The organism is Methyloversatilis sp. XJ19-49, assembly GCF_024580145.1.
In the GTDB taxonomy this organism is placed as follows: domain Bacteria; phylum Pseudomonadota; class Gammaproteobacteria; order Burkholderiales; family Rhodocyclaceae; genus Methyloversatilis.
This window is the reverse complement of sequence record NZ_JANINI010000011.1, coordinates 83,148-110,099: the sequence shown is the minus strand read 5'-3', so window position 1 is coordinate 110,099 and position 26,952 is coordinate 83,148. Positions and strand designations below refer to the sequence as shown.

Here is a 26,952-nt window from a genome sequence, read left to right as displayed (position 1 = left end):
GCGATGACCTTCAGCGTGCAGCAGATCAAGTTCGAGTGCCTCAGCTACATCAAGGAATTCGGCGCGAAGACGGAGGAATGGGCGATCGGCATGGCGGACGACGCCGAACAGGCGCTGTTCTCGGTCTGCGGTGTCGACAGCCGGGATGACATCTGGTTGTGGAAGCCGACGTTGTCGCCGGCCGCAGCCCGCACCGTCGTCGATTTCATGGTGGCCCGGCACCGGCTTCATCCGGTCGCCGGCTTCGAGGCCGGGCGGCAGGGGCGCTGCATCTTCATGTACCGGTTGCGCCGCTGAAGGCATGCCCGCAGCGCCCGACCCGGGGGCGTCGGGACCCGGCTGACCACCCCTGCGCGGGTGATGCGTTGCAACAAAAATGACGCGAATTCCGTGCGGACAATTTACTGAAAACAGTGCTTGACTCGCTGCAATCGGCTCACTAGTATCAACGTAACTCTTCGCATCGCCAGCATTGCCGGTGCAAAGAAAGGCAAAAAGGCCTGCGCGGATCTCCGGATCCGCCAGGCCTTTTTTTCGTTCTTTTTTCGCAACCAGTGATGCGGCGTTGCAACAAATTTTGTCGTCTGCGCTGTGCTGTCTTGAGTCATCCAAACCTTAACCATCCATTCTTTCGAGGGAAACATGAAAAGTAATCTGCGTCGTGATCTGGTCAAAGCACTCGCCCTGGCTTCCGTGGCGGGCCCGACGATGATGCGTAGTGCGTTTGCGCAGCAGGATGTGGTGAAGGTCGGCATCCTGCATTCGCTGACCGGCACCATTGCGCTGGCCGAAGCGTCCGTGGTTGACGCGGAAAAGCTCGCCATCGACGAAATCAATGCTGCCGGCGGGGTGCTCGGCAAGAAGATCGTGCCGGTGGTGGAAGACGGCGCGAGCGACTGGCCCACCTTCGCCGAAAAGGCCAGAAAACTGCTCGGGCAGGACAAGGTGGCCGCGGTGTTCGGCTGCTACACATCGGCGTCGCGCAAGGCGGTGCTGCCGGTATTCGAACAGGCCAAGGGACTGCTGTATTACCCGACCTACTACGAAGGACAGGAGCAGTCGCCGAACATCCTGTACACCGCGCACGAGGCGACCCAGCAATGCGTGCAGGGCTGCAACTGGCTGCTCGAGAACCGCGGCAAGACCTTCTACCTGATCGGTTCCGACTACATCTGGCCGCGCGTCACCAACAAGATTGCGCGCCCGACCATCGTCAAGGGCGGCGGATCGGTGCTCGGCGAGGAATACATGCCGCTCGGCAGCACGTCCTTCGGATCGACCATCAACAAGATCAAGGCGGTCAAGCCGGACATCATCCTGAGCACCATCGTCGGCGGATCGAACGTGGCGTTCTACAAGCAGCTGAAGGCGGCCGGCGTCAACATGAAGAAGACGACGGTGATGGCGTTTGCCGTATCGGAAGAAGAGGTGTCGGGCATCGGCAACGAGAACGTGCAGGACGTGCTGACGTGCATGAGCTACCTGCAGAGCCTGGACAATCCGGCGAACAAGAAATTCGTGGCGGCGTTCAAGGCGAAGTACGGCCAGAAGCGCGTCACCGGCGACACGCTGGCGTGCGCCTACACCGCCGTCTATCTGTGGAAGATGGCGGTCGAAAAGGCCAAGAGCTTCGATGTGGACAAGGTGATCGCCGCGTCGGCCAATCTCGAATTCACCGGACCGGAAGGCCTGGTGAGATTCCACGGCAGCAACCATCACCTGTGGAAGCAGGCGCGCATCGGTGCGTTCGGCGCCGATGGCCAGGTCAACATGATTTACGAGTCACCGCTGATCGAGCCCAACCCTTTCCCGACTATCTGAGCGGGTAGTTGCTGCGCCCGCCGTCGGACGGTGTGCGGCCGTCCGGCGGCGGGTTGTTGGCAAGTACCGTCCCGGGCACACGCCGGAGGCATGTCATGTGCCTCCGGCAATGGCGGTTCTTCACAGCCGTCTTTCAACCCCGCTTTTCAACCTGATGCATCAACCCCAACATCAACCGGATCTGTCCATGCTTCGTGTGACCACCATTCTGGGCTGCGCCGCCGACGCCGCGCTGGCGGACAGACTGCATGACATCGAACATCGCGGCGGCCTTGAAACGGTGCGCCTGACGCGCAGCGACATGGCGCGCCGCCGGCAGCAACTGCAGACCGACCGCGGAAGCACGGTGGCATTGATGCTGGATCGTGACGCCACGCTGCAGAACGGTTCCGTGCTGTGGCTCGACGACGCTCGCGCGGTGGTCGTGCTGCTCGACGAACCGCAGTGGCTCGTGCTTCAGGTCGGCACAGCCGCGGACGCGCTCGAACTGGGCTATTTCGCGGGCAACATGCACTGGAAGGTGAAGTTCGACGGCGAACGGCTGTGCATTGCACTGGACGGCCCGCGCGATACCTATCTGCAGCGCCTTGCCCACTTGATCCAGCGAGGTTGCGTGAAGGTGTCCGACGAGACCGGGCCGGGCGCCGGATCCGAACCTGCGCCGCCTGCCGCCCACAGCACCGTGCGTTACATCCCGGTGCCGCATGCACATTGAATCAGGCATCGACCAGCAGCTGGCGATGCTGCAGTTCTCCGACAGCTTCTTCCCCGGCGGTGCCACCTCCTTTTCGTGGGGGCTGGAATCGCTGCGTCTGGACAGTCAGGTCAGCGATGTCGAACAGGTGTTCGGGCTGCTGCAGGCGCAGGTGACCCATCGCTGGGCCGGCCTGGACCGGCCGCTGATGCATCTGGCACATCAGGCCTGCACGGACCGCGGCGACAGCCCGGCGCTGACGGAGGCCCTGGTCGATCTCGACCGACTGTGCGAGGCGATGTCGCTCACGCGCGGCTGGCGCGAAGCCAGTCGCCGACTGGGCTTCACGCAGCTTCGCATGCACGCCGACCTGGGCGTCGCGTGCGCGCAACGCTATCTGGACACCGTACGCGGCGCTCACGCGCCGGGTCACCTGCCGGTGGTGCAGGGCGCACTGTGGGCTGCGTACCACTTGCCGACGGCCAGTTGCGATGCGATGGCGGTGGGCGGCCTGTGCACGTCGATCATCGGTGCGGCGCTGCGCATGGGGATGATCGGGCACGTCGATGGCCAGCGCCTGCTGACCCGCATGCGGCCGGTCATCGCTGGCGTGCTGTCGCAGCCACCGCCGGCGCGCGGCGACATGAGCAGCGGCACGCCCGCGCTCGACATCGCCGCCATGCGCCACGAAGCGCGCAGCGCGCGTCTGTTTGCCAATTGAACCCTGATGGCGCCACTCACGAGGACCGACCGGATGAATGAACTTCGAAGGAGCACGACATGCTGCTGACCCCGACCGAGCTGGAACGCCTCACCATCTTCAACGCGGCGGAACTGTCGCGACGCCGACGCGCGCGCGGGCTCAAGCTCAATTGCCCGGAGGCGATCGCCTTCATCGTCGACGAAATTCTCGAAGGTGCGCGCGATGGCCGCACGGTGGCGGACATGATCGCGTTCGGTTCGCAGATCCTGACCTCCGACGACGTGCTGCCGGGTGTCGCGGCGCTGATGCCGATGATCCAGATCGAAGCCAGCTTTCCCGACGGCACCAAACTGGTGACCGTGCATGACCCGATACGGCCCGGCCCCGGCGCGCAGATGTCGCCCGGCGGCAGCCGTGCCCGCATACCGGGCGAGATCATTCCGGCCGAAGGCAGCATCGAAGTGAATGCGGGGCGCCGAAGCACGACGCTGAAGGCGCTCAATACCGGAGATCGCCCGATACAGATCGGCAGTCACTTCCACTTCTTCGAGGTGAATCGCGCGCTCGACTTCGACCGTGCGCTGGCCTGGGGCATGCATCTGGATGTCGCCGCCGGCACCGCCGTGCGCTTCGAGCCGGGCGAATCGAAGGAAGTCACGCTGGTGGCCTTCGGTGGCACGGGCGAGGTGTTCGGCCTGAACCGGCTGACCGAAGGCGCGAGCAACACCGAAGCCGGACTGGCCGATGCGCTGGTGCGCGCACGCCAGGCGGGCTTCAGGGGTGCGTGACCGACATGAACAGGAATTGCCGGGAGGATTGATATGGCATGGCTGACCCGTCGCGACTATGCGGCGATGTACGGACCGACCCAGGGCGACATGGTGCGTCTCGGCGATACCTCGCTGCTGGCCGAAATCGAACACGACTTCGCGGTACCCGGCGACGAATGCCTGCACGGCGGCGGCAAGACGCTGCGCGACGGACTGGGCATGATGGGCGGGCTGACGTCCGCGCAGGGCGCACTCGACATGCTCATCAGCAATGTCGTGGTGATCGACGCGGTGGTCGGCATCGTGAAGGGCGACATCGGCATCAAGGACGGGCGCATCGTCGCCATCGGCAAGGCGGGTAATCCGCACGTGATGGACGGCGTGCATCCGCAGCTGCTGGTCGGCAACGCAACGACGGTACGCGATGGCGAAGGACTGATCGCCACGGCGGGCGGGCTCGACGTGCACGTGCATTTCGACTCGGCGCAACTGGTCGAGCACGCGCTGGCGTCCGGCATCACGACGATGTTCGGCGGCTCGCTCGGCCCGATCACGGTCGGCATCGACTGCGGCGGTGCGTGGAATGTCGCGCGCATGCTGCAGGCGTCGGAGCAGTGGCCGATGAATTTCGGCTTTCTCGGCCGCGGCAATTCGTCGCGTCCGGAATCGCTGGTCGAACAGATGCAGGCCGGCTGCATCGGCCTGAAGATCCACGAGGACTGGGGTGCCACGCCGGCCACCATCGACACCTGCCTGTCGGTCGCCGACGACATGGATTTCCAGGTGCAGCTGCACACGGACACGCTGAACGAATCCGGTTTTCTCGAAGACACGCTGGCGGCGACGAAGGGCCGCACCATCCACATGTATCACACCGAGGGGGCCGGCGGCGGTCATGCGCCGGACGTGATCAGCGTCGTCGGCCAGGCCAACTGCCTGCCGTCATCGACCAATCCGACCAACCCGTACACGGTGAATACCTTCGACGAACACCTCGACATGATCATGGTGTGCCATCACCTGAACCCGGCCGTGCCGGAGGACGTTGCGTTCGCCGAAAGCCGCATCCGCGCGCAGACCATCGCCGCCGAAGACGTGCTGCACGACATGGGTGCGATATCGATGCTGGGTTCGGACAGCCAGGGCATGGGGCGCATCAATGAAGTCATCTGCCGCACCTGGCAGCTGGCCAGCAAGATGAAGGACCAGTTCGGCCGCCTGCCCGAGGAACGCACACGCAGCGCCGACAACGAACGCATCCTGCGCTACATCGCGAAGTACACGATCAATGCCGCGCGCTCCTTCGGCGTCGACCAGCACGTCGGTTCGCTGGAACCGGGCAAGCTGGCCGACATCGTGCTGTGGCGTCCCGCCTTCTTCGGCATCAAGCCGGAAATCGTCGTCAAGGGCGGTTTCATCGCCTATGGCGCGATGGGCGATTCGGCGGCGTCGCTGATGACCTGCGAGCCGCTCATCATGCGTCCGCAGTGGGGCGCCTTCGGCCGCGCACCGCAGGCGCTGTCGGCCAACTTCGTCTGCGCGGCTTCGCTCGGCCGCGACCTCGAGGGGCGGCTCGATCTGCGCAAGACGCTGCTGCCGGTGCACGGCACGCGCACCCTGACCAAGGCCGACATGGTGCGCAACGGCACGTTGCCGAACATCACGGTCAATCCGCAAACCTTCGAGGTCAGCGTCGACAACCACGTGATCGGCTGCGCGCCGGCCACGCATGTGCCGCTGAACCGCCTTTACATGATGAGGTAGCCCCGTATGTCATCGGTCATGCCCCTGCAGTACGCCAGGCCGCGCGGTGCGGCGCGTGTCGGTGTCGGTGGCCCGGTAGGATCGGGCAAGACGGCGCTGCTCGAACAGCTCATTCCACGCTTCATCGCGCGCGGCACCGACATCGCCGTCATCACCAACGACCTGGTCACCGCGGAAGACGCCGAACGCATCCGGCGCAGCGGCATCATCGCGCCGGAACGCGTACTGGCGGTGGAAACCGGCGCCTGCCCGCACACCGCGATCCGCGAAGACCCGACGCTCAACCTTGCCGCGGCCGATGAACTTGACCGGACCTGGCCGGGCCTTGAACTGATCCTGGTGGAAAGCGGCGGCGACAACCTGGCGTCGTCGTTCTCGCTCGATCTGGTCGATTACTGGCTGTTCGTCATTGACGTGGCCGGCGGCGACGACATTCCGCGCAAGCGCGGTCTGGGCGTCCTGCAGTGCGATCTGCTGGTCATCAACAAGACCGACCTGGCGCCCTTCGTGCGCGTGGACCTGGCGCGCATGACGCGCGAAGCCGAAGAGGTGCGGGCCGGCAAGCCGACCCTGCTCACCAACTGTGCCAGTGGCGAAGGCGTCGATGCAGTGGTCGACGCCATCGTGCGCGGGGTTCTGTTTGACTGAACGGCACAGCTTCGCGCTGGATTTCGGTTCGGCGGACGGTCGCAGCTTCGTCGCCCGGCAGTACGTTCGTTACCCGGTGCACGTCGGCCGCGCGCTGTACACGGATCCGCTCGATCGCGGTCGCTGCACGGTGTTCCTGCAGTCGGTGTCGGGCGGCTTGTTCGAGCACGACACGGTGACCGGGCGCATTGCCGTGGCGCCGGGTGCGCGCGCGCACGTGGCGACGCCTGCATCGACCATCGTGCACACCATGCGCGGCGGCTGCGCGACGCAGACCGTCGACATCGATGCCGCTGACGGTGCGCAGCTCGAATACCTGCCGGCGCCGCAGATCCTCTTTCCGGGCAGTCACCTGAACACCTGCATATCGGTCACGCTGGGTGAGGAGGCCGTCGTGCTGGTGTCGGAAACCTTTCTCGCGCACGACCCGACGGCCTGCGCTGCGTCGTTCGCGCTGATGGATTCGGCAATCGACATCACCGGCCTGGACGGTCGCCTGCTGGCCCGCGAACGGATGCGCATCCGCGGCGCTGACTGGCTCGGTGCGCAGCCCGGCGTGTCGGGCGCCTTCAGCGTGCAGGGCAGCCTCTGGATACTGACGCAGACTGCATGCGCCGGTTTGCCGGAGGCGCTGCGCGCGATCTCCGCCGAAGGGTTGTACGCCGGGGCCTCTGCGCTGCCGGGCGAGGCCGGGTGGGTGTTCCGTGCACTCGCTGCCGACGCGATCGAGGTCGGCAAGGCGATGGCCGCAGCGCGGGTCGCCGCGCTCGGGGCATTGCAGCGGTGAACGAAAAGGGGCACGCCCGAGCGTGCCCCTGAAGCCATTCAGACCCGGTCCGCTGTGCGGCCAGGTCGTGACTGGATCAATACATCAGCTGCACGCCGACGATGAACTTGTCGATCGACTGGGCTGCGCCGCCCGGATCCATGTCCGAATACACTGCGGTGATGCGCGCATTATGGCCAGCCATCACGTAGGTGACGCCCAGATCCCACTGGTCGGACTTCGAACCGCCTTGCGGATCGAATTCCTGGTAGCGGTAGTAGGGCTGGAACTGGCCGATGCCGAACTTGCCCGGAATCAGATAGGCCGCCGTCAGCAGGTAGGCTTCGCCTTCGGTTGCGCCACCGCAGTTGTTGACGTTGACCAGACCGCAGGCCGCCGCGACGGCCGGACCGGTGTCGGCCACGCCGTCGGTGTCGTAGTCGTAGTAGGCGCCTTCCAGTGTCAGTACGCCGCCATTCGAGAACTTGGTTTCCATCAGCGCATCGATGTTCCACGCCGTGTAGTCACCCGATGCACCGGCGATGCCGACACCGTTCTTCTGCGTCTGGACTGCCGCGCCGATGGTCAGGATTTCCTTGCCGCCGTAGTAGGTGTTGGTGCCGTAGTAGCCCAGTTCCGGATCCCAGAAGCTGTAGGCCAGACGACCGGCGTACAGCAGCTTGTCGGAGTCGTTCGACAGGCCGGCGCCGCGGTTCTTGCCCTGGTAAGCACCGAGTGCGTACAGCAGCTTGCCGCCGAGCACATTGCCCCACAGCAGTGCGCCGTCGTCGCGACCGGTGAAGGCGTTCGGGTACTGCGACACCATCGGGTATTCCCATACGTTGGCGAAGAACGGTCCGGCCAGATTGGCGCGGTCGGTCGGCGGCAGCATGCGGCCGAACCACAGGTTGAGGCCGTCCATCAGTTCGAACTGGGCGACCACGTCGAGCAGACGCATCGATTCGTCCGACTGGCGCTCGAAATTCACCATGCCGCCAATCTGCTTGGTGATCTTGCCGCTGGTGATGATACGGATGGAATCGACCGCAAAATCCTTCGAGCGCGACGTGCCGTTCGGGGCGCCGTCATCCGCGCTCGTGAAGGACGTACGCATCCACAGACCGAGTGTGAGATAGCTCTCGCCGGGGCCGGATACGGTGACGCCGGCGTTTGCGGTGCCGGCAGTCGCCAGGGCGACGGCTAGCGCGCCGAGGCGCGGAAGGGACGACACGCTCCGCAGACGGGTTTTGAGGGTGCTTTTCATGGTGCTTGACTCCCGGTTGTTGAAGTGCAGGTTGAAGGTGGAGGGGGCTGGTTACGAAAACCCGGCAATCAGTGACTGATCATCCAGGGACGTTTGGTGGGGAATGCCTTCGAACCGTCCTTGCCTACCGCGGTCGTTCGGCTGGGTTTGCTGCTGCAGCACGAACACCCGGGACCGTGCTTGCGACTGGCAAGCACCGGCTCATGGCGGCTGCGTTCGTTGGTGGCATGCGCGAATCGCGTCTCGTGCGGCATGTCGGCGAAGGACGGTGCCGTCACCAGCACCCGCTGCGCGGGCGAACCGCACGCCGGGCACAGGCAGGCGGCGTCGCGCTGGGCGATGCTGCGCAGGGCGGAAAATCCGCCATGCGCCTCGCACTGATAGTCGTAGGTCGGCATGGCGGTGGCCTCAGAGGTCCGGCGACAGCGGCATCTGAATGCTGCCGTCGATGAACTTCACCGGGCCGGCTTCGTTCGGCATGATGTCGAAGTCGAAAATGTCGGTCGGCAGCCACAGCGTGGCGCAGGCATTCGGAATGTCGACCACGCCGCTGATGTGGCCCTGCACCGGTGCCGTACCCAGGATCGAGTAGGCCTGTGCACCCGAGTAGCCGAACTTCTTCAGGTATTCGATGGCGTTCAGGCAGGCCTGGCGGTAGGCGACATGCACGTCGAGATAGTGCTGCTTGCCCTGTTCGTCGACCGAAATGCCTTCGAAGATGAGGTAGTCGTCATACTTCGGCGTGATCGGGCTGGGCTTGAAGATCGGGTTCTTGATGGCGTACTTCTTCATGCCGTCCTTGATGATGCTCACCCTCAGATGCAGCCAGCCGGCCATTTCGATGGCGCCGCAGAAGGTGATTTCACCGTCGCCCTGCGAGAAGTGCAGGTCGCCCATCGACAGGCCGCCGCCCTTCACGTAGACCGGGAAGTAGATGCGCGAGCCGCGCGACAGATCCTTGATGTCGCAGTTGCCGCCGTGCTCGCGCGGCGGCACGGTACGGGCGGCTTCCGCAGCCGCCTTGTCGCGCGCTTCGCCCTTCAGGCGGCCCATGTGCGCGGTCGGTGCGCACGGCGGGCAGCCCAGCGGCGGTACGCGGTCGGGTTCGGTGTTGATGAAGTCGATTTCGCGGGCGTTCCAGTCGGCCAGCAGCTTCGGGTCCGGCAGGCAGCCGATCAGGCCCGGGTGGATCAGGCCGGCGTACTTGACGCCCGGCACGTGGCGCGATTCGGTGAACATGCCCTTGATGTCCCAGATCGACTTCTGGGCTTCAGGGAAGTGTTCGGTCAGGAAGCCGCCGCCGTTCTTCTTCGAGAAGAAGCCGTTGAAGCCCCACAGGCTGTCTTCCTTGGCACCGATGTCCAGGATGTCGACCACCAGCAGGTCGCCCGGCTCGCAGCCTTCGACGCCGATCGGGCCGGACAGGAAGTGCACCGTCGTCAGGTCGATGTCGCGCACGTCGTCCGCGCTGTCGTTGTTCTGGATGAAGCCGCCGGTCCAGTCGTAGGTTTCGATCTTGAAATCGTCACCGGGCTTGACCCAGCAGACGATGGGAATGTCCGGGTGCCAGCGGTTGTGCACCATGTCGTTCTCGTACGGCGACTGCTTCAGGTCAACCTTGATCAGGGTCTCGGCCATGTTGATCTCCTTTGGATAAGTGGGCGGATGGTGGGCACTCAGACGGACAGGAACTGCTTGATGCGCGCGGTATCCGTGTCGGCGCGCGTGCTTTCATGGACAAGGCGTCCGCCTTCGATGACGAACAGGCGGTCGGCCACGTCCATGGCGAAACTGAGGACCTGCTCGGACACGACGATGGTGATTTCGCGCAGCTTGCGAATCTCGTTCAGCGCTTTCGCGATGTCCTTGATGATCGAGGGCTGGATGCCTTCGGTCGGTTCGTCGAGCAGCAACACCTTGGGGTCGGTGACCAGTGCGCGCGCGATGGCCAGCTGCTGCTGCTGGCCGCCGGACAGGTTGCCGCCCTTGCGGCTGCGCATTTCCCACAGCACCGGGAACAGGGCGTAGATCTCTTCCGGCACCTTCTTGACCTTGGCATTCTCGAGGCCGGTGTGGATGTTCTCCTCGACCGTCAGTGTCGGGAAAATCATGCGGCCCTGCGGCACGTAGGCGATGCCCTTGGCGACGCGCTTGTAGCTCTCGTCCTTCGACACTTCCTTGCCGGCGACTTCGATGTGGCCGCTCTTGATCGGCAGGATGCCGATCAGTGACTTGAACAGCGTGGTCTTGCCCATGCCGTTGCGGCCCATGATGGCGATCGTCTCGTTCCTGTTCGCTTCGAACGAAATGCCGTGCAGGGCCTCGCTCTGACCGTAGGCAACGTGGAGATCCTTGACGTTGAGCATGGTGGTGTCCTCTCGTGTTCGATGCGGGTGGCGTGTGCGGGATCGGTAGTTGGGACTCGGTGGCCCAGACTCAGTGACCCAGATAAACGTCGATGACCTTGGGATCGTTCTGCACCTTGTCCATCGATCCTTCGGCGAGGATTTTTCCCTGGTGCATGACGGTGACCTTGTGGGCGATGCGCTTGACGAAATCCATGTCGTGCTCGATCACGATCACCGAGCGCCCCTTGCAGATGCGCTGCAGCAGTTCGCCGGTCAGTTCGCGCTCGCGCACGCTCATGCCGGCGATCGGCTCGTCGAGCATCAGCAGTTCGGGTTCCTGCATCAGCAACATGCCGATCTCCAGCCACTGCTTCTGGCCATGGCTGAGCAGGCCTGCTTCGACGTCGAGCGAGTCGCCGAGACTGATTTCGTCGGCGACCGACTGCACACGTGTCTTGACCTCGTCGGTGCACCGGAAGCCCAGTGCGCCGAACACGCTGCGGCCGCGCGGGAACGACACCTCGAGGTTCTTGAAGACGGAGAGGTTTTCGTAGATCGACGGCGTCTGGAACTTGCGGCCGATGCCGGAGCGCACGATCTTGTGCTCGGCCATCTTGGTCATTTCCATATTCTTGAACTTGATGCTGCCGCCGCTGGCGCGCGTCTTGCCGCAGATCAGGTCGAGCAGAGTGGTCTTGCCGGCACCGTTCGGGCCGATGATCACGCGCAGCTCGCCGCGATCCACGTACAGGGTGAGTGCGTCGATGGCCTTGAAACCGTCGAAGGACACGGTGAGGTCTTCCACCGCAAGTACGAAGTCGGTATTGCTCATGTCGGTCTCCGTTCGGATCAGGCGGATGTGCCCTGCACGCCGTCAGGCAGTGCGGTGCGGGCCAGCGGCTTGCCGCCGTGCGGAGCGCCGCTGTGCAGCGGGGTGGCGGGCGGGGCGTCGGACGACGGTGTGCTGTCGGTGCCGGCAGCGGGCTTGTCCTTGCGCTTGCCCAGGCGCGGCTTGACGTGGCTTTCGTACAGGCCGGCCAGTCCGTTCGGGAAGGCGAGCACGACGCCGATGAACAGCGCAGCCATCAGGAACAGCCACAGGTCGGGAAAGCTTTCGGAAAAGTAGGTCTTGCCGAAATTGACCAGCAGCGCGCCATACACCGCACCGACCAGCGACATGCGGCCGCCGACCGCCGCGAAGATGACCATTTCGATCGACGGCACGATGCCGACCAGCGACGGCGACATGAAGCCGACCTGAAGCACGAACATCGCGCCGCCGATTGCCGACAGCATCGCGGCGAGGCAGAAGGCGAACACCTTGAACATCGACACGTCGTAGCCGGAGAAGCGCACGCGGTCTTCCTTGTCGCGCATCGCCAGCAGCAGCGTGCCGAGCTTGCTAAGCTGGATCCAGCGGCACAGCAGGATGGAGGCGATCAGCAGTCCGGCATTGACGAAGTACAGGATGTACTTGGCTTCGTCGGTCCGCGTGTCCCAGCCGAGGATGGTCTTCAGGTCGGTGATGCCATTGACACCGCCGGTGTAGCCCTGCTGGCCGACGATGAGCACGGTCAGGATCAGGCAGACCGCCTGCGTGATGATGGCGAAATACACGCCGCCGACCCGGCGCCGGAACATCGCGAAACTGATGATGAAGGCCAGCAGCGTGGGGATCAGCAATACCGCCAGCAACGCCAGCGGCAGGTGTCGGAACGGCTCCCACCACAGCGGCAGCTCGGTGATCTGGTTCCAGTCCATGAAGTCCGGAATGCCCGGCGTGCTCTGGATCTTGGTGGTTTCCGGGTCGGATGCCTCCAGCTTCATGAACATCGCCATCATGTAGCCGCCGAGGCCGAAGAACACGCCCTGGCCGAGGCTGAGCACGCCGCCGTAGCCCCACAGCATGACCAGGCCGACGGCGACGAAGGCGTAGGTGAGGTATTTGCCGACCAGGTTCAGGCGGAACAGGTCCATCGTCAGCGGGAACACGACGATGATGATCAGCGCCAGTATCAGCACGCTTCCCATTCCGCTACGTGCCAGCCAGCTCTTGATTGAGTCCATTGGGTTCTCCTTGGATCGTGGGTATTCGGGGGTCGGAGCGCAGCCGGACTCAGCGGCGGATCTTCGAAGCAAAGAGGCCTTGCGGACGCAGCATCAGGATGGTCACGATCATCATCAGCGTGAGCACCTTGGCCATCGAGCCGGTCATGAAGAACTCGGCGATCGATTGCGTCTGGGCGATTCCGAAAGCCGAAGCCACGGTGCCGAGCAGGCTGCCTGCGCCGCCGAAGGTCACCACCAGGAAGGCATCGACGATGTACAGCGAACCGCTGGTCGGACCGGTCGAGCCGATCGTCGTGAAGGCCGCTCCGGCGACGCCGGCGATGCCGCAACCGATGGCGAATGTCAGACGGTCGGTGCGGCTGGTGTTGATGCCGGTGGCGTTGGCCATCGGGCGGTTGGCAACCGTGGCACGCACACGCAAGCCCCAGCGCGAGCGGTACAGGGCGAGCAGTACGCCGCCGGTCACCAGTGCGGTCAGCGCGAGCACGAACAGACCATTGATCGGGATGTCGAGGCCTTCTGCCGGTGCCCAGGAGCCGAGCAGCCAGTCGGGCAGCGTCGGACTCACTTCACGTGCGCCGAAGGTCGAACGGAAGGTCTGCTGCATGGCCAGCGACAGGCCCCAGGTGGCGAGCAGCGTGTCGAGCGGACGCTTGTACAGGTGTCGTATCAGCGCCCACTCGATGAACCAGCCGAAGACGAAGGCGATGCAGAATGCCGCCACGATGGCAAACGGGAAGTACATCGACGCGAAACCCGGCAGGAAGGTCTCGGTCAGCGAGGAAAACATGTAGATCGTGTAGGCGCCGATGGTCATGAATTCGCCATGCGCCATGTTGATCACGCCCATCTGGCCGAAGATGATGGCCAGCCCGAGGCCCATCAGCAGCAGCACCGAAAACAGGCTGAGGCCTGCGAAACCCTGCATCAGGGTGATGTTCATGATGTCGGTCAGTGACATGGTGATCTCCGGCTAGGGGGTATTCACAAATGAAGGTCGTGGGCCGATGAACGCTTGTGGATACGTCCTGGGCGGGGCCGGAGCCCGTGCGAGGAGACGCACGGACCCCGGACCGTCCGGCTTACTGGTAACCCTTGGGGAAGGGGTTCGGTTCGATCAGTTCGGGCGACTCGGCGACCACCTTGAACTGGCCGTCGAGTTGCGCCTGGCCGATGCGCGCCTTGCTCCACAGGTGATGGTTTTCATGCACCTTCACGTAGCCTTCGGGCGCGGTCTTCAACTCGATGCCACCGGAGGCGGCGGCGATCTTGTCGACATCGAAACTGCCCGCCTTCTCGACCGTCGCCTTCCAGATCCACGGGCCGAGATAGCCGGCCTGGGTCACGTCGCCGATCACCGACTTCGGACCGTAGGCCTTCTTGAATGCCTCGACGAAAGCCTTGTTGTTGGCATTGTCGAGCGACTGGAAGTACTTCATCGACGAGTAGAAGCCGGCGATGTTTTCACCGCCGATGCCCAGCACTTCGTCTTCGGTCACCGAAATGGTCAGCAGGAACTGCTTGTCCGCCGTGATGCCGGCGGCCTTCAGCTGCTTGTAGAAGGCAACGTTCGAGCCGCCGACCACGGCAGCGAAGATGCAGTCCGGCTTGGCCAGCTTGATCTTGTTGATCAGCGAGTTGAAATTGGTGTGGCCGAGCGGGTAGTACTCTTCGCCGGCGACCTTGCCCAGCTTGGCAACGGATTCGATGTGCTTGCGCGCGATCTTCATCGAGGTGCGCGGCCAGATGTAGTCCGAACCGACCAGGAAGAAGGTCTTGGCCTTCTTCTCCTTCGCTGCCCAGTCGAGGCCGTACAGGATCTGCTGCGTGGCTTCCTGACCCGTGTAGATCACGTTCTTCGACTGTTCCAGTCCTTCGTAGAACGTCGGGTAGTACAGCATGCCGTTCTCTTTTTCGAAGATCGGCAGCACCGCCTTGCGCGAAGCCGACGTCCAGCAGCCGAACACGCATGCGACCTTGTCCTGCACCAGCAGCTTCTTCGATTTCTCGGCAAAGGTCGGCCAGTCGGATGCGCCGTCTTCCTTGATCACGCGGATCTTGCGGCCGAGCACGCCGCCCATCGCATTGATCTGGTCGATCGCCAGCTGTTCGGCCTGGATCGAACCGGTTTCGGAAATGGCCATGGTGCCGGTCGCCGAATGCAGCTGACCCACGACGACCTCGGTATCCGTCACCGCCAGCTTGCTGGTGTTCACCTTGGCCGTCGGGAACTGCGCAGCCTGGGCCAGCGCCATGCCGGGCATCATCATCGCAGGCATCGCGGCCATGCCCATCAGCACCTTGCGGCGCTGTTCGTCGGTAAGCGGCGTCTGGATCGGGTCTTTCTTGTCAGCCATATCTTTTCTCCTGAGCGGGGACGGGTTGGGGAGCTTCAGGCGATCCGGTATTGGCCGTTGATTCACTTTTGTGCGGTGCACCGCAACCGGTCGCTGCGGTCCGAAAAGTAGTTGCCGGGGGTGCGTAGCCGGAATACGTCAATCGACGTATGTGAGTACGCTGCGCAACACTCGGGATGCGCAGCGTTCGGTGCTAAGGTGAAGTCCTGCGCTGACGCACTGCACCACCAAGTGGCTCATGCACTGTTCTGGTGCGCTTTCGGCGGCGTGGAGGGAAGCTGTACCTTGTTCTCCGGGCAGGTGCTCGTGCACCTTGCCCGGAGCGTTTCTTGCATGCGTCGGGCAGACCCCCAGCCGCCCGATCCGATGTCAGAAGCCACCCAGCAGATTTTCAAGATCCGTCGCGACTACAACACCTGGGTCGCTACCGAAACGCTCGAGGACTATGCGCTGCGCTACACGCCGCGCAGCTTCCGCAAATGGTCGGAATGGCGGGTCGCCAACACCGCCTTCGGTGCAGTGTCCTTTCTCGCGCTGGAAGCCATCGGCGGCGCAATTGCGCTGAACTACGGCTTCACGAATGCACTGTGGGCCATCCTGTTCGTCGGCCTGATCACCTTCCTGACCGGCCTGCCCATCAGCTACTGCGCCGCCAAGTACGGCGTCGATATGGATCTGCTGACGCGCGGCGCCGGCTTCGGCTATCTGGGCTCGACGATCACCTCGCTCGTCTACGCCAGCTTCACCTTCATCTTCTTCGCCATCGAGGCGGCCATCATGGCGCTGGCGTTCGAGCTGTATTTCGGCATGCCGCTCGCGTGGGCCTATCTGCTGTGCGCGGTGGTGGTGATTCCGCTGGTGATCCACGGCGTGACGCTGATCAGCCGCATCCAGCTGTGGACGCAGCCGGTGTGGATCGTGCTGCTGGTGCTGCCTTACATCGCCGTGTGGCTGCAGGCGCCGGAAATGTTTCGCGATTTCACAAGCATGAGTGGCCGTACGTCCGGCAACAGCGACTTCGACTGGCTGATGTTCGGTGCCGCCTCCACCGTGGCCATTTCGCTGGTGGTGCAGATCGGCGAACAGGTGGATTACCTGCGCTTCCTGCCGGAAAAGAGCCGCGAGAACCGCTACCGCTGGTGGGCGGCCGTGCTGATTGCAGGCCCGGGCTGGATCGTGCCCGGCATGGTCAAGATGCTGGGCGGCGCCTTTCTCGCCTTTCTCGCGCTGCAGGCCATGGTGCCGGCCGACCGTGCGCTCGAACCGACGCAGATGTATCTGGCCGGCTACGGCTATGTGTTCGATTCTCCGGCGGTCGTGCTGGCGGTGACCGTCGTCTTCGTCATCGTGTCGCAACTCAAAATCAATGTGACCAACGCCTACGCCGGATCGCTCGCCTGGTCGAATTTCTTCGCCCGGCTGACGCATAGCCACCCGGGCCGCGTCGTATGGCTGGTATTCAATGTGGTGATCGCCCTGCTGCTGATGCTGCTAGGCGTGTTCGAGGCGCTGGAGCACGTGCTGGGTCTGTACGCCAACCTCGCCATCGCGTGGGTCGGCGCACTGGTGGCCGACCTCGTGGTGAACAAGCCGCTCGGCCTGTCGCCGTCGCACATCGAATTCAAGCGCGCCCATCTGTATGAAATCAATCCGGTCGGGCTGGGGTCGATGGCGATCGCCACCGTCGTGTCGGTGCTGGCCTACACCGGCTGGATGGGCGATGCGGCGCAGGCGTTCTCGCCGATCATTTCGCTCGCCACCGCCTTCGTCATTGCGCCGCTGATCGCCTGGGCGACGCGCGGCCGCTACTACATCGCACGGCGCAGCACGATGCAGTGGCGTCCGGGTCAGTCCGTGACCTGTCACGTCTGCGAGAACAGCTTCGAATCGGAAGACATGGCCTACTGTCCGGCCTACGGGCAGCCGATCTGCTCACTGTGCTGCACGCTGGAATCGCGCTGCCACGACCGCTGCAAGACCGACGCGAGCGCTGCCGACCAGCTGCGTGCCGTGCTCGACGCCATCCTGCCGATGCGGCTGGCGCACCGGGTCAATTTCCGGATCGGCCACTTCCTGGTCGTGTTCCTGTCGTTGACTGCGCTGCTGGCGGTCATCTTTGGCGTCGTGTATTACCAGGAGGCGGTGGTTGCGGATCTGTACGCGTCGGCGCGCGAATCCCTGCTGCTGAGCTTGCTCAAGACTTTCGCGCTGCTGGTGCTGCTGTGCGCGGTGTGCGCATGGTGGATCGTGCTCGGCTCCGAAAGCCGGCGCCTGGCGCAGGACGAGTCGAACCGGCAGAACCAGCTGCTGATGCGAGAGGTGGACGCCCACCGCAAGACGGACCTCGCCTTGCAGAAGGCGAAGGATTCCGCCGAATCAGCCAACCTCGCGAAAACGCGCTATGTGACCGGCATCAGTCACGAACTGCGCACGCCGCTGAACAGCATTCTCGGCTATGCGCAGATCCTGCTGCGCGAGCTTGGACAGGGATCGCTTGCGCAGGCTGGCGCTGCCAAAGGCGCGCCAGCGACGGGTGCGCTGACCCAGATCGATACCCAACGGCGCGCGCTCGGCACCATCCTGCGCAGCGGCGAACACCTGCTGGGGCTGATCGACGGCCTGCTCGACCTCGCCCGCATCGAAGCCGGCAAGCTGCGGCTCGATCCGTCACCGATGCCGATGCGCGAACTGCTCGATGATCTGGCAAAGATGTTCGAGCCTCAGGCAGTGCGCAAGGGTCTGCGCTTTCGCATCGAAACCACCGGCCGCATGCCCGACTACGTGCGGGTGGACGTGAAGCGGCTACGCCAGGTGCTGATCAACCTGCTGGCCAATGCGGTGAAATTCACGTCGCGCGGCGAAGTGGTGCTGCGCATCGACTACCGCATGGAAGTGGCGCGATTCGAAGTGGCCGATACCGGGCCCGGCATCGCACAGGAAGATCATGCGCGCATCTTCGTGCCGTTCGAGCGCAGCAGTTCGGGCCGCGGTCAGGCCGAACCCGGGGCCGGTCTCGGCCTGACCATCAGCCGCATGCTCACTTCGCTGATGGGCGGCGAACTGACGCTGGAGAGCGAACCGGGTCGTGGCAGTACGTTCCGGCTGCGCCTCTACCTGCCGGAATACCTGTCGGTGCCGACCAAGGTCAGACCGACGCGCCAGGTCATCGGTTACGACGGCGAGCGCCGGCGCGTGCTGCTGATCGACGACGACGCCACGCAGCGCCACATGCTGGCGGCCATGTTGCTGCCGCTCGGTTTCGGCATCGACGAGGCGGCGAGCGGACGCGAAGGGCTCGAAAGGGTCGCGCTGCAGCGCCCCGACGTGGTGCTGCTCGACATCAACATGGACGGCATGGATGGCTGGGAAACCGCCCGCCACCTGCAACACATGGCCGGGGCGCCGATTCCGGTCATCATGGTGTCAGCCAATGTATTCGACAACCGCAGCGAACTGCTGCGCAACGCCGGCTGCGCCGGCTTCGTACCCAAGCCGGTCATGGAGTCGGAGCTGCTGGAACAATTGCGCGACGCGCTCGACCTGACCTGGCACGTCGATGAACCGGAATCCCTGAATGTTGCATCCCGCAACGACGCAGGCGATGTACCCTTGCGGGCGCTGGACGAAGAGGAACGCTCGGCGCTGCTCAGGCTGTCGCGTCTCGGTCACGTGAACGGCATCGCGACACTGCTCGATGCCATCGCGGAACGGTCGGACGAGGCGCGCGAAGATTGCGGCCGGCTGCGAAAGCTAATCGATGGTTTTGACCTGATCCGTTTCACCGAATTGCTGCAACGTGATGCCCATGTCCAATGATTCCCCATTTCATCAGCCGGTCGTGCTGGTGGTGGACGACGCGCCGGATTCGCTCGGCTTCCTGTGCGAGGCGCTCTCCCAGGCCGGTTATCTGGTGCTGATCGCCAATGACGGCGAGTCGGCGCTGGCCCGGCTCGAACTGGTCGTGCCCGACGCCATCCTTCTGGATGCGGTCATGCCGGGCCTGTCCGGCTTCGAAACCTGCCGCCTGATCCGCGAAGAGCCCGGGCTGTCGCATGTGCCGGTCATCTTCATGACCGGCCTGTCGGGCACGGCGGAAGTGGTCGAAGGTTTCACCGCCGGCGGCACCGACTACGTGGTCAAGCCGCTGCGCGTCGAGGAGGTGCTGGCACGACTGTCGGCTCACGTGCGCAATGCGCGAGCCGTTCGCATCGCGCGCCAGGCGGTGGATGTGGCCGGGCTGGGCGTGCTGGTGATCGACGCGCTCGGTCGCATCGCATGGCGCTCACCGCGGGCCGCGGACAGCCTCGCGCAGTTCGGTATCGACGCGTCCGATACGCCGCCCGGCGAGTCGCTGGCCCAGCTTGCGCGCATGGCGGACGAGCCGGGCACCGACGCAAAGCTGATCGGCGAAAGCGGCGAAAATTCGCTTTACGCGCGCAGCCTGGGCGCGGTCGGGCTGGGCGAGCACATGCTGCTGCTCGATGTGCGCCGCCGTGGCGAATCGAGCACCCGCATCGCTGGCGCCCAACTGACGCCGCGCGAAGCGGAGGTGCTGTCGTGGCTGGCCAAGGGCAAGACCAACCGCGACATCGGCGACATCCTCGGCATGAGCCCGCGCACCGTGAACAAGCACCTCGAACACGTCTACGAAAAGCTCGGGGTCGAAACGCGTGCCGCTGCAGCGGCGCTCGCGATGCGGGCCGAAAGCGACTGATCGGTCATGACCGGGACGGCAACCCCGCGCCTGTATTCCTTTGCAGCCGGTGATGCAGGCCCTTGGCGCATCACCGATGTGCGCGCCGTCATCGGCGAAGGCCTGGCGCTGGCACCGCGGCTCGACGTCGCCGCCGGGGCGGCTGAAGCCGTCGGAACGTGGCGGCTGCGCGGCATCGCCAGCAATGAACGTTACGTCACCCGGCCGGAGAAGCAGCAGCTGCTTGCGCTGCAGCCGCCGCTGGCCCGCGCCGGGGCGCGCAGCGCCGTGCTGATTCCGATCCGCAAGTCGGCCGCGTGGTGGGCGCTGACGCAGGACGAACGGCGCGACATCCTGGAAGAACAATCGCACCATGTGGCGCTGGGCATGCGCGCGCTGCCGGCGGTGGCGCGCAAGCTGCACCACTGCCGCGACCTGTCGGAAACCGAACCGTTCGACTTCCTGACCTGGTTCGAATTCGCACCGCAGGATGCAGCCGTGTTCGACGAACTCACCGCCGCCCTGCGTGCCTCGCCCGAATGGGCCTACGTCGAGCGCGAAGTCGAAGTGAAGCTGGCGTTCGATCCGCGCTGACGACGGCCCTTGCAGAGCGAGTGGGACCCGGGTATTCAAGGGTGGCTCGGGTAGTATCCGTCGATGAATCCCTTATCCCTGCCACCCGGCGCCCCGCCTGACGCAGACGTTTTGCTTTCCGGCCTCGAATCCACCACCGCGGCGGCAGACGGTTCGTCACCGCCCGCCCGTCCGGAGCCGGAGTCACTGCCGGAGATCGTGCAGGCGGTCGCTGCAGTGCCGCGCCTGCGTAACGGTTCGCGGGCGCTGATCGGGCTGTTCTGGCTGGCCGCGCTGGGCGCGGTGTATTTCGCCCGTGCCCTGCTGATGCCCATCGTGCTGGCGGTTCTGTTCGCCCTGCTGCTGGCGCCGCTGGTCACCCTGCTGAAGAAGTGGCGCATCCACGAATCGATTGCCGCGGGTGTGGTGGTTGTGATGATGGTCGGTGGCGTCGGGGCAGGGCTGTACTTTCTGACCAATCCGGCGCTCGACTGGCTCGAACGCTCGCCGCGCGCGCTGCGCGAGGTCGAGATCAAGCTGCTCAAACTGCAGCGCCCGGTGGAAGAGGTGCGCGAAGCGACCGAGCGCCTGGAAGCCATGACTTCCAGCAACGACAATCCCAAGGTGAGGTCGGTCGTGCTGAAGGAACCGGGTCTGGGGTCGGTGCTGTTTACCGGCACGCAGTACTTCCTGATCGGCGCCGCCTCGACCGTGGTGCTGCTTTATTTCCTTCTGGCGTCGGGCGACGGCTTCCTGCGCAAGGTGGTGCGAATGATGCCGACCCTGCGCGACAAGATCCGCGCCATCGGCGTGGCGCGCCAGATACAGCAGGACATCGGCCGCTACTTCCTGACCCTCAGCACCATCAACGCTGGTCTGGGTGTCGCGACCGCCGCAGCGATGTATCTGCTCGACATGCCGAATCCTGCGCTCTGGGGTGTCATGGCCGGCCTGCTCAATTTCATTCCCTATCTCGGGCCGACGCTGTGCCTGCTCGCGCTGTCGCTCGCTGCGCTGATCAACTTCGACAGCGTGGCCGAAGCGTGGGTGATTCCGGCCAGCTTCCTCGTTCTCACCGTCATCGAAGGCCAGTTCATCCAGCCGATGTTCGCCGGGCGCATGCTGTCGCTCAATCCGGTGGCCGTGTTCATCAGCTTCCTGTTCTGGGGCTGGCTGTGGGGCATCGCCGGCATGCTGATCGCCGTGCCGATGCTCATCATCATCAAGGTCGTGTGTTCGCACGTCGAACACTGGGAGCCGATCGGCACCTTCCTCGACCGATCGTGAGCGGACGCCGGATGTCCTGCGGACCTTGTATCAGGGGGCTCCGGGCGCTGCGTCGGTGAAGCTGTAACCGGCGCACAGCGCATCCTTGTTGCCCCACGTGGTGCCGGCACTGACTCGTGCTTCGGCTTCGGCGCAGGTCATCCAGTCGGGGCGCACACCGAGCAGGTGGTCCATGCGCGCCCAGAACAGGTCGTAGAGCGCGGTGCCCTTGACCGGACCGCCAATGCGCGGCGTGGTCTGGGTGGTCGGTGTCATGCCGAAGGACGACACTGTCGTGCTGCGCTTGTAGGTGAGCAGCGAAAGCCGCGCTTTCGTGCCGCCACCGGTTTCGCTGACCGTCAGCGTCCAGCTGTCGTCGCCGACGATGCGCACCATCTGCGAATAGAACACCCAGTCGCGTTCGGCCACCAGGCTGTTGTCACCCGGCTTGATCCGGAAGTCGTCGCCGTCGGCCAGTCGCCACAGCCGGGTGGCGGCCGCCATGACCTCCTGCGCACTGCGGCCGGAATACGTCCGTGTGAGCACCTGTTCGAGTTCGGCCTCGCTCAGTGGCGGGCGCGGAGTGACACATCCGGTCAGGAAGGCTGCACACAGCAGCAGTGCCGCCAGGCTATCGAACCGCGTCATCGTTTCTGGATTCCGTGGAAGGCGACATCGTTCGTCGCGTCAGTGCATGGGACCTGCATGTCGATCAGCATCGGAAGGCAGGTTATCCGCCAATGATGCCGTCAATCGCGTTCGCGCGCCGTCGGCTTCGGCTGGGCGCCCTCAGGCAGGCACAAAAAGGTAGCATCGCGACTTCCCGAAACATCGCCCAACGTCGGCATGTCAGATCACCGAACGGTTGCCGTCTATTTCGTTGCATCCCCCCTGCAGTACCTGGCTGCCCGGCGCATTGCCAGCGACATAGAGCGTGATGCGAAGCAGGTGCTGGTCTGGTACAAGCCGGGCATGAAGGCAGTTGTCGATCCGTCCGAGTGGGATGCCTGCACCTACATGCCCTGGCCGCGCTGGGAGCCGCTGCCCGGATGGTCAGGGCGGCACCGCCGGCTGCGCGCGAACATCGATCTGGTGGCCGGGCTGGTCGGGCAATGCGACACCTTGCTGCTGCACAGCGCGGTGTTCGATACCGAAGCGATCAATTACTTCCTGCATGCACTGCCGCAGAGGGCCGGTGCGCGTGAAATGCATGCTCGCATCCTGCCCGACGGCCTGATCAGCATCCGGCGCTACCCGCTGTCGCTGCCGAAGCGACTGATGCAGCGTGCCCGCCTGCTGCGCCGCCTGATCGCGCCCGAACTGCGCTACCTCTGTTTCGACGGCGACCGCATCGGTTCGGACGCGGATTTCTGCGACCGCATCTACGTGCTGCCCGGTCTGCCGCACGCCTACCCGGTCCACAAGGTGTGCGTACTGCCGCCGCTGGTCAGCCGCGCGCAGCCGGTCTTCGAAGACGGTGCCGGGCCGCGTCGCGCGCTGGTGATCGGCCAGCCGCTGGTCGGTGCCGGTCTGCTGCCGGCGCACGCACTGGCGCCGCTGACGCAGCGCATCCGCGACTGGCTGGCCGGGCAGGGCGTTGCGCAGATCGACTACAAAGCCCATCCGAAGGACCCCGGTCACGAACTGCGTCACCCTGATTACCAACTGATCGAGCCAGAGTGCGCGCTGGAAACGCATATGGCGCGTACCCGCTACGACGCCGTCGTGGGCGTGCGCTCGAGCGCGCTTCTGTTCGCGCGCCAGATCTATCCACCGGCTGTTCAGGTAGTCGCCTTCGGCTGGGGCGACGCACTTTTCAAGAGCGAGCAGGAAAGAATCGACATGAAGCACGCCTTCGAACAATGCGGGGTGCGCTTCGCATGATCGCCACGCTGCGCGGACGGATTCCGTTCATCAACTCCTGGCTGCTGACCGGCGTGTTTTTCTCGATACCGCTGACCGTGGCGCCAGCCTACTGGTTCAGTGCACTCATTCTCATTCTGTGGCTGGCTGAGGGGCGCTATGCCGAAAAGCTGCGCACGCTGGCGGCCGAACCGCTGGTGTGGCTGTTTGCCGCCTATTACGCGGTGTTTGCGCTGTCGCTGCTGTGGACCGAAGACCTTGACTGGGGGCGGCGCATGACCGGCCGGCAGGGCTTCTTCCTGTTGTTTGCACTGTATTTCAGCGTCGCGCGACGCGAGCATTTCGGCCGTTACGTCACCGCCTTCCTGTTATCGATCGCCTGCTGCGAAGCGCTGGCCTTCTATAACTGGGCGCAACTGCACATGTGGCCGGATCTGCCGGACGGCATCAGGGTGGAGAAGGGTGCCGACGACACGGCACCGTTCGTAGATCGCATGATGTATACGCCGGCGCTGGCCTTGGCCGGCTATCTCGCGGGGCATCGGCTGCTGTTCGAAGCGCGAACCTCCGGTGCGCGGGCGCTGTACGCCCTGCTGCTGCTGACCACCACGCTCAATCTGCTGATCGCCGGTGGCCGTGCCGGTCTGCTCGGCTTTCTGGTTTTGTTGGCGCTGCTGGTGTTCCAGCGTTTCGCGCGTCGGCCGCTGCTCGCGGTGGTGCTCGCCGGCGTGCTGTCGCTCGGCATCGTGGCGGGGGGCTATGCCGGCAACGACTATTTCCGCGAGCGTGTCGATGCCGGCATCGATGAACTGGTCAACTACCAGGACCGCCCGAATACCTCAATCGGTCTGCGCATCGTCTATGCCCTCAACGCCTGGCGAATGTTTTCCGAGTCACCTTGGCTGGGCGTGGGCATCGGCGACTATCTGGTCGAATACACCAAGGTGAATGCGATCCATACGCCGCAGTGGGAGCCGATGTACAACCCGCACAACCAGTATCTGTATGCGCTGACCAATGCGGGCATTCCGGCCGGCGTGCTGGTGCTTGCGGTACTGCTGTTTCCGCTCGTGCGGCGCGGGCCGGAGGATGGGCGACAACGGATCCGCAAGGCGCTGCCGGTGCTGTTCATTCCGATCTGCGTGTTCGAGTCTTATCTGATGCGCTCGAACCTCAGCATGATGTACGTGCTGTTTCTCGCAGCGCTGTGGTGTGGCGTGAAGGAGCGTCCGGCTTGAAGCGCATCCTCATCGTGCGTACTTCGGCGATCGGCGATGTGGTGTTCGCCTCACCGCTCGCGGCGGCGATCAAGCGCACCCATCCCGATGCCTTCGTCGCCTGGCTGGTCGAACCGGGCATCGATGCGATGATCGCGCACGATCCGGCCATCGACGCACGCATCCTGTGGCCGAAGGCGGAGTGGGCGCGGCTGTGGCGCAGCGGCCGGTGCATCGAGTTGTGGCGCCGCGTGCGCGCCCTGCGTGCCGAACTGCGCAGCCACCATTTCGATACCGTGCTCGATCTGCAGGGGCTGCTCAAGAGCGGCGTGCTGGCCTGGCTGTCGGGCGCACCGACCCGCATCGGTCTCGGGTCTCGCGAGGGCAGCCAGTGGCTGATGACCCGCATGGTGCCGCGCGGTGGCGACGTCGCCCGCATTTCGTCCGAATACCTGCATCTGGCCGAACAGCTCGAACTCGACACCGGCGACTTCATGCCTGCGCTGCATGTGGCACCCGAGGCCGACGCGCGCGCGCGCGCGCTGCTGGCCGAATACGGTCTGGTGCCGGGTCGTTACGCCGTGTTCGCCGCCTTCACGACGCGGCCGCAGAAGCACTGGTTCGAAGACGCCTGGCAGGCGCTGGCGCCGCAACTGGCGGCGCAGACCGGTTTGACGCCGGTGCTGCTGGGTGGCCCGGCCGATGCGCAGGCGGCAGCCAGCATCGCGGCCGGTGCGCCCGGCCTGATCAACCTGGTCGGGCGGACGAAGCTGCCGGAAGCGGCGGCACTGGTGCGCAGCGCCGGTCTGCTGGTCGGTGTCGATACCGGCCTCACGCACATGGGCATCGCGTTTTCGGTGCCGACCGTCGCCATTTTCGGGTCCACCTGCCCTTACACGAAGACGGGTCGTGCCAACGCCCGCGTCATCTGGCTCGGCATGCACTGTTCGCCGTGCCGGCGCCGGCCGACCTGCGGTGGCGCCTGGACCTGCCTGCGCGACATCACGCCGGAGCGCGTGCTGGAGGAAGTCGTCAGGGTGCGGTCGGCATGAAGGTGCTTCACGTCGAAGCCGGCAAGCACTACTACGGCGGCGCCCGTCAGGTGGCCTACATCGTCGAGGGGCTGGCGCGCCGTGGCGTGACCAACGTGCTCGCCTGCCCGCCCGGTGCGGGCATCGCCGGTGCGTGCGCCGCTCATGCGCGGGTGGTCGAAATGAAGATGGGCGGCGATGCCGACGCCGGCATGGCGCTGCGGCTGGCCGCACTGATCCGCGAGGCGCAGCCGGACATCGTGCATCTGCACAGCCGGCGCGGTGCCGACCTGTGGGGCGGCGTCGCAGCGAGGCTCACCGGCACGCTTTGCGTGCTGTCGCGCCGCGTCGACAACCCGGAAGCGCGCTGGCTGGTTGCGCTGAAGTACCGGCTGTTCGACCATGTCATCACGATTTCCGAAGGTATCCGGCAGGTGCTGCTGTCGGAAGGGCTGGCCGCTCACCGGGTCAGCTGCGTGCGCAGCGCGGTCGACGCGACGCCTTATCTCGAACCGGTCGACGCGGCCGCCTTCCGGCGCGAGTTCGATCTGCCGCCTGACGCGCGCGTGATCGGCGTCGTGGCACAGCTCATCGCGCGCAAGGGCCATCGCTATGTGATCGATGCGGCCGATGCATTGCGCGCGGCCTGTCCGGATGTGCGGGTGCTCTTTTTCGGCCAGGGGCCGCTGCGCGAAGCGCTCGAAACCGAGGTGCGGGCGCGCGGTCTGTCCGACGTCATCCGCTTCGCCGGCTTCCGCAGCGATCTGCCGCGCTGGCTCGGTGGTCTGGACATCCTCGCCCACCCGGCCGACATGGAGGGGCTGGGTGTATCGCTGCTGCAGGCATCGGCCGCCGCGGTGCCCATCGTGACCTGCCGTGCCGGTGGTCTGCCCGAAGCAGTGGCCGACGGTGTCAGTGGCCTGCTGATCGAACCGGGCGATGTGGCGGCGCTCACGGCTACACTGCGCCGCCTGCTGAACGACCCGCCGCTGCGCCACCGCCTCGGCGCAGCCGGCCGGGCGCGCATACTGGCCGATTTTTCGGTCGACGCGATGGTCGACGGCAATCTTGCAATCTATCGTCGCCTGCTTGAACAGGAATGAA

Annotated in this window: 25 protein-coding genes; 16 read left to right on the top strand and 9 right to left on the bottom strand. The window is 64.8% G+C overall.

Translation table 11 applies throughout. The features are described 5' to 3' along the window. The first annotated feature begins 3 nt into the window (after positions 1 to 3). The 8 genes from NMQ16_RS14010 (at position 4) to NMQ16_RS13975 (ending at position 7,187) form a co-directional block, all read left to right on the top strand. A complete protein-coding gene (locus NMQ16_RS14010) occupies positions 4 to 297 on the top strand; it encodes a hypothetical protein (protein ID WP_257081428.1) in 294 nt (97 codons plus the stop codon). A gap of 345 nt (positions 298 to 642) precedes the next feature. Further along, a complete protein-coding gene (gene urtA / locus NMQ16_RS14005) occupies positions 643 to 1,821 on the top strand; it encodes an urea ABC transporter substrate-binding protein (protein WP_257081427.1) in 1,179 nt (392 codons plus the stop codon). A 187-nt stretch (positions 1,822 to 2,008) separates the two neighbouring features. Further along, positions 2,009 to 2,536 carry an urease accessory protein UreE gene (gene ureE / locus NMQ16_RS14000; protein ID WP_257081426.1) on the top strand — a complete coding sequence of 176 codons (528 nt, stop codon included), beginning with the start codon at positions 2,009 to 2,011 and terminating at the stop codon, positions 2,534 to 2,536. Further along, positions 2,526 to 3,236 carry an urease accessory protein UreF gene (locus NMQ16_RS13995; RefSeq protein WP_257081425.1) on the top strand — a complete coding sequence of 237 codons (711 nt, stop codon included), beginning with the start codon at positions 2,526 to 2,528 and terminating at the stop codon, positions 3,234 to 3,236. Before ureE ends, NMQ16_RS13995 begins: the two co-directional genes overlap by 11 nt. Positions 3,237 to 3,295: 59 nt before the next feature. After that, positions 3,296 to 4,006: an urease subunit beta gene (locus NMQ16_RS13990; RefSeq protein WP_257081424.1), complete on the top strand. Its 711-nt coding sequence runs from the start codon at positions 3,296 to 3,298 to the stop codon at positions 4,004 to 4,006. A 33-nt stretch (positions 4,007 to 4,039) separates the two neighbouring features. Further along, positions 4,040 to 5,752, top strand: coding sequence for an urease subunit alpha (gene ureC / locus NMQ16_RS13985; RefSeq protein ID WP_257081423.1), 1,713 nt, complete (start codon positions 4,040 to 4,042; stop codon positions 5,750 to 5,752). A gap of 18 nt (positions 5,753 to 5,770) precedes the next feature. Next, entirely contained in the window at positions 5,771 to 6,400 is a 630-nt protein-coding gene (ureG, locus tag NMQ16_RS13980) for an urease accessory protein UreG (protein WP_257081422.1), read from the top strand. Continuing rightward, a complete protein-coding gene (locus NMQ16_RS13975) occupies positions 6,393 to 7,187 on the top strand; it encodes an urease accessory protein UreD (RefSeq protein ID WP_257081421.1) in 795 nt (264 codons plus the stop codon). Before ureG ends, NMQ16_RS13975 begins: the two co-directional genes overlap by 8 nt. A 76-nt stretch (positions 7,188 to 7,263) precedes the next feature. Here NMQ16_RS13975 and NMQ16_RS13970 read toward each other — a convergent pair whose 3' ends face one another. The 8 genes from NMQ16_RS13970 to urtA (NMQ16_RS13935) all read right to left on the bottom strand — a co-directional run bounded on the left by NMQ16_RS13970 (position 7,264) and on the right by urtA (NMQ16_RS13935) (position 15,205). After that, entirely contained in the window at positions 7,264 to 8,430 is a 1,167-nt protein-coding gene (locus tag NMQ16_RS13970) for a hypothetical protein (protein ID WP_257081419.1), read from the bottom strand. 68 nt (positions 8,431 to 8,498) lie between these two features. After that, positions 8,499 to 8,828 (bottom strand): zinc ribbon domain-containing protein, encoded by a 330-nt coding sequence (locus NMQ16_RS13965; RefSeq protein ID WP_257081418.1) that lies wholly within the window; start codon positions 8,826 to 8,828, stop codon positions 8,499 to 8,501. 10 nt (positions 8,829 to 8,838) lie between these two features. Beyond that, positions 8,839 to 10,068 carry a formamidase gene (fmdA, locus tag NMQ16_RS13960; RefSeq protein ID WP_257081417.1) on the bottom strand — a complete coding sequence of 410 codons (1,230 nt, stop codon included), beginning with the start codon at positions 10,066 to 10,068 and terminating at the stop codon, positions 8,839 to 8,841. Between the two features lie 38 nt (positions 10,069 to 10,106). Further along, complete coding sequence (gene urtE / locus NMQ16_RS13955) at positions 10,107 to 10,796, bottom strand: urea ABC transporter ATP-binding subunit UrtE (RefSeq protein WP_069037909.1); 690 nt, start codon at positions 10,794 to 10,796, stop codon at positions 10,107 to 10,109. A 70-nt stretch (positions 10,797 to 10,866) separates the two neighbouring features. Beyond that, positions 10,867 to 11,610 carry an urea ABC transporter ATP-binding protein UrtD gene (urtD, locus tag NMQ16_RS13950; protein ID WP_257081416.1) on the bottom strand — a complete coding sequence of 248 codons (744 nt, stop codon included), beginning with the start codon at positions 11,608 to 11,610 and terminating at the stop codon, positions 10,867 to 10,869. 17 nt (positions 11,611 to 11,627) lie between these two features. Next, entirely contained in the window at positions 11,628 to 12,845 is a 1,218-nt protein-coding gene (gene urtC / locus NMQ16_RS13945; RefSeq protein WP_257081415.1) for an urea ABC transporter permease subunit UrtC, read from the bottom strand. Positions 12,846 to 12,894: 49 nt separating this feature from the next. After that, positions 12,895 to 13,809, bottom strand: coding sequence for an urea ABC transporter permease subunit UrtB (gene urtB / locus NMQ16_RS13940; RefSeq protein WP_257081414.1), 915 nt, complete (start codon positions 13,807 to 13,809; stop codon positions 12,895 to 12,897). 121 nt (positions 13,810 to 13,930) lie between these two features. Continuing rightward, positions 13,931 to 15,205, bottom strand: coding sequence for an urea ABC transporter substrate-binding protein (urtA, locus tag NMQ16_RS13935; RefSeq protein ID WP_257081413.1), 1,275 nt, complete (start codon positions 15,203 to 15,205; stop codon positions 13,931 to 13,933). A 366-nt stretch (positions 15,206 to 15,571) separates the two neighbouring features. On the opposite strand from urtA (NMQ16_RS13935), the gene NMQ16_RS13930 reads away from it, so the two are divergent. The 4 genes from NMQ16_RS13930 (at position 15,572) to NMQ16_RS13915 (ending at position 21,758) form a co-directional block, all read left to right on the top strand. Further along, on the top strand, positions 15,572 to 19,021 hold the full coding sequence (locus NMQ16_RS13930; protein ID WP_257081412.1) for an ATP-binding protein: 3,450 nt from the start codon (positions 15,572 to 15,574) through the stop codon (positions 19,019 to 19,021). Next, positions 19,005 to 19,919, top strand: coding sequence for a response regulator (locus NMQ16_RS13925; protein ID WP_371132669.1), 915 nt, complete (start codon positions 19,005 to 19,007; stop codon positions 19,917 to 19,919). Before NMQ16_RS13930 ends, NMQ16_RS13925 begins: the two co-directional genes overlap by 17 nt. 6 nt (positions 19,920 to 19,925) lie before the next feature. Continuing rightward, positions 19,926 to 20,492, top strand: coding sequence for a chlorite dismutase family protein (locus NMQ16_RS13920; RefSeq protein ID WP_257081410.1), 567 nt, complete (start codon positions 19,926 to 19,928; stop codon positions 20,490 to 20,492). A 63-nt stretch (positions 20,493 to 20,555) separates the two neighbouring features. Then, the gene (locus tag NMQ16_RS13915) at positions 20,556 to 21,758 is read left to right on the top strand and encodes an AI-2E family transporter (protein WP_257081409.1); all 1,203 of its coding nucleotides are present in this window, start codon (positions 20,556 to 20,558) and stop codon (positions 21,756 to 21,758) included. Between the two features lie 30 nt (positions 21,759 to 21,788). Here NMQ16_RS13915 and NMQ16_RS13910 read toward each other — a convergent pair whose 3' ends face one another. Then, positions 21,789 to 22,385 carry a hypothetical protein gene (locus NMQ16_RS13910; protein ID WP_257081408.1) on the bottom strand — a complete coding sequence of 199 codons (597 nt, stop codon included), beginning with the start codon at positions 22,383 to 22,385 and terminating at the stop codon, positions 21,789 to 21,791. A 198-nt stretch (positions 22,386 to 22,583) separates the two neighbouring features. On the opposite strand from NMQ16_RS13910, the gene NMQ16_RS13905 reads away from it, so the two are divergent. From NMQ16_RS13905 to NMQ16_RS13890, 4 genes are read left to right on the top strand one after another with little or no spacing between them, the layout of a single operon-like run. Beyond that, positions 22,584 to 23,621: an alpha-2,8-polysialyltransferase family protein gene (locus NMQ16_RS13905; protein ID WP_257081407.1), complete on the top strand. Its 1,038-nt coding sequence runs from the start codon at positions 22,584 to 22,586 to the stop codon at positions 23,619 to 23,621. Next, the gene (locus tag NMQ16_RS13900; protein WP_257081405.1) at positions 23,618 to 24,838 is read left to right on the top strand and encodes an O-antigen ligase; all 1,221 of its coding nucleotides are present in this window, start codon (positions 23,618 to 23,620) and stop codon (positions 24,836 to 24,838) included. Before NMQ16_RS13905 ends, NMQ16_RS13900 begins: the two co-directional genes overlap by 4 nt. After that, positions 24,835 to 25,869 (top strand): glycosyltransferase family 9 protein, encoded by a 1,035-nt coding sequence (locus tag NMQ16_RS13895; protein WP_257081404.1) that lies wholly within the window; start codon positions 24,835 to 24,837, stop codon positions 25,867 to 25,869. Before NMQ16_RS13900 ends, NMQ16_RS13895 begins: the two co-directional genes overlap by 4 nt. Next, positions 25,866 to 26,951: a glycosyltransferase gene (locus NMQ16_RS13890; RefSeq protein ID WP_257081402.1), complete on the top strand. Its 1,086-nt coding sequence runs from the start codon at positions 25,866 to 25,868 to the stop codon at positions 26,949 to 26,951. Before NMQ16_RS13895 ends, NMQ16_RS13890 begins: the two co-directional genes overlap by 4 nt. The last annotated feature ends 1 nt before the right edge of the window (position 26,952 follow it).